This is a genomic window from Nocardioides maradonensis (assembly GCF_054777115.1).
The window spans coordinates 1-2,989 of sequence record NZ_BAAHAZ010000039.1 but is presented as its reverse complement, the minus strand read 5'-3'; the positions used below and the strand labels follow the sequence as shown (position 1 = coordinate 2,989).

The window sequence follows — 2,989 nt, the reverse complement described above, 5'->3', positions numbered from 1 at the left end:
CCCTGGAGCGGATCTTCGAGATCCACGGCCGGCCCCAGGTCATCCGCTCCGACAACGGCCGCGAGTTCATCGCTGCCAGCCTGCTGGGCTGGCTCAACCCTGATCCACCGATGTTGATTTCGGGGGTGTTGGGTCGGTGGGCCGGGTGGTGTGGGCTGCTCCGGGCGTGACTTGGCTGCCGGTCTGTGCCGGTTCTTCCACGTTGGGTCCTGGGGTGGCGCCTTGGCTGGCTGGGTGGTCAGGTGGTGGTCGTGGGCGGTGGGCCTGTTGCGGTCGACCATAGTGATTCCCAGTTGGTGGCCCAGGGCCAGTGGGTTGGTAGGTGCACGACGAGTCGTCGCCCGGTCGTGGCGATCCGGGCGGGAATGTTGATGATCCGGGTCCGTAGGGTCGCCCAACGTGCCGTGCGCATCAAGGCCGCGACCGAGCAGGCTCGGGCGAGGTTGAACGCGATCACCGCGCAGGCGACCCAGGCTGCGTTCGCGGCGTAGGACCCTGAGGGCAGGTGCGCGAGCGGGCCGTCTTTGAGTTCGGCGATGACTTGCTCGACCACGGCGTGGGCGCGGTGGGTCTGGTCGGCCTCGATCAGACCCAGAGTGCTGTTGGTGATGAACGCGTGGTGGCGGTGGACGGTGAACAACTCGCCTTGCTCGGTGCCGTCACCGGTGAGGGGTTGGAGTCGTCGCACACGTCGCACGACCAGGCGACACTGCACCTGCTCGACCTTGGGCCGGCCGGTGAACGCGGTGAAGTCGATCTCGGCAACCTCTGCGTCAGAGATCCACCGCTGATCGGCCTCGTCCCAGATCGCGTGGGGGTAGGCGATCGGGGTCCACGCGTCGGGGTCGATCGCGGTGATCGCGGCACGGACCTTGGGGTTCATCCGCGTGGTCACCGAATACCAGACCCCGGCCCGCACCGCGGCGCCGACGAACGGGGCACCGTAGTAGGCCGAGTCCGCGCGCACCATCACCTGCCCGGTGACCCCCGCGCCACGTGCGGTACTGACTGCTTGGGCCAGCAACCGGCCCGACCCGGTACGGGAGGCACAGTTCCCGCGACGTAGCCGCGCCCGTGCGATCACGGGTGCCGCGGTCGGGGTGCTGAGGGTGGCGAGTTGGATGTTCAGGCCACGGACCCCGGTGTACCCGAACGCGGCGGCCTGCTTTGAGTGGCCGTGGACCTCACGGATGGTGTCATCGATGTCGATGAACCCGAGAGCCTCACCGCCTGCCAGCAGGTCCGGGACCTGCGCGGTGAGACCGGCCAGCACTCCTGCAGCGGCCCGGTCGAGCTGTTGGACGTGACCATGGGTGAACGAGCGCAAGAACGTGCCCAGGGTCGAAGGGGCCCGGATCCCGGCGAACAACCTGCCCATCGCGCCGTGGCGCAGCAGGTCGAGATCATCAATCGAGTCCGCCCCCCGCGAGCATCCCGCCGATCACCGATCCTGCCTTCGCTGCGGCGTTCGGCGAGGCCACCGTGAGCGCACCCAGGTGGTCGTACAACCCTGCTGCTTCGGCCAGCCTCAGCACCGGCATCAACCCGGCAGCCGACACCAGATTCGCATCATCGAAACAAGGCCGGATCGTGTGAGAAGGTTTCACTTACGAGGTGCCCCTCTTGAGTGGTTCGGATCGGACGTCGCAATCCAGATCCTCCCTGCTCAGGAGGGCATTCTCGTTTCACGCCACGCACGCCACGCCACACATCACCGGTGGATCAGGGCTCAAAGACCAGGGCGTGGAGCCGGTGCAGGTCGCGAAGGCCAGCCCGCAGCAGAACGGCTACATCGAGCGGTTCAACGGATCGATGCGCGACGAGCTGCTCAACCGCGAGGTCTTGCACTCGCTGACCGAAGCGCGGGTCGTGATCGGGCACTGGGTCGAGCACTACAACACCGAGCGGCCCCATTCGGGTCTGGAGATGCGCACACCGGCCGCGTACGCGGCGTACATTGCGACCCAGCCGTCACTGTCGACGGCACCCTGTGAGAGGGGCTGATGAGAGTGACTACCACCATCGAACGTGGACCAGTCGCGACCATGCCCAGCGACCAGGTCGACGCCGAGTTCTCTCACTTGATGTAGACCAACTTCTCGGGGCCGGACAGGACGAATCTGGGCTACGGACTTTTGCCCGAGGGAACCAAATTTGGCGGTTCGTTCCAGTTTGGCTGGTCCCTCCATTCGCCGCCTTGGCTGACGGGGAATTGAGATGTTCCAAAACTTGTGGCTCTCTGCTCGCCTGTGGACGGTCGGGGTGCCATGGACCCGCACAGTCCCCCTGTCCAAGAACGAAGTGGTCAGGCACCTTGGCATACAGGTGGACCCGTGGGTCACCGACCGTCTTCAACTCGTCCTTCCGCAGGGCGAACGCAAGCCTCTCGTCGGGCGGGTAAGCGATCAGCAGATCAAGATCTACTTCCCGATCAGCGAGCGAGGCAACTGGAACTGGAGTGCTCCAATCCTCGTCGCAGCTGCTGCTGAGCAAGATCAGGCGGTGAGCGTCCTCTCAGGAAGGCTGCGAATGAAGTGGTTCTGGCTTCTCATCACCGTCCCGTTCTGCCTTTCCTACACGCTCGTCTTGGGGAGTCGAGGCCTTCCCTTCACGTTCTTCATCCTTGCATTCTGGCTATGCGGTTTCATTTTCGTTCTCCCCTCCATGTACCGCCGCCTCGTCGAGCGCGTGGACGACGTGCTCGACGAGATTTCCGCCAGACAACCCCGAGTACCCGAATCCTGAACCCGGACGCCCTTCAAGGGCTGTGGACGGGAGGAATGGGCCTGGCCCGGGCGTCGCGCAGGCGCGGCCCCGGTCACGCATGCCAAAGCTCTCGACGAACACGCCCGTACGGTCCCCGTCGGAGACTGCGCCGCGAGCGGTTCCGTGTGTCAACGGCGGCTGAAAACTGACCCCCTCGCGGCAATCGAAAACTGACCCCCTCGGTTACTGGTTCTCTTCGTTGACGGCCGCGGGGACGCGGCCG

The 2,989-nt window shown here is 65.4% G+C and carries 1 protein-coding gene and 2 pseudogenes; 2 read left to right on the top strand and 1 reads right to left on the bottom strand.

The features are described 5' to 3' along the window. Positions 1–238 precede the first annotated feature (238 nt). A pseudogene (locus ACYVAQ_RS23280) lies at positions 239–1,541 on the bottom strand (IS1380 family transposase). A 73-nt stretch (positions 1,542–1,614) separates the two neighbouring features. Here ACYVAQ_RS23280 and ACYVAQ_RS23275 point away from each other — a divergent pair. Together ACYVAQ_RS23275 and ACYVAQ_RS23270 are read left to right on the top strand one after the other, a co-directional pair. Then, a pseudogene (locus tag ACYVAQ_RS23275) lies at positions 1,615–1,953 on the top strand (integrase core domain-containing protein); the annotation flags it as partial. Between the two features lie 372 nt (positions 1,954–2,325). After that, positions 2,326–2,745, top strand: coding sequence for a hypothetical protein (locus tag ACYVAQ_RS23270; protein WP_460792995.1), 420 nt, complete (start codon positions 2,326–2,328; stop codon positions 2,743–2,745). Positions 2,746–2,989: the final 244 nt, after the last annotated feature.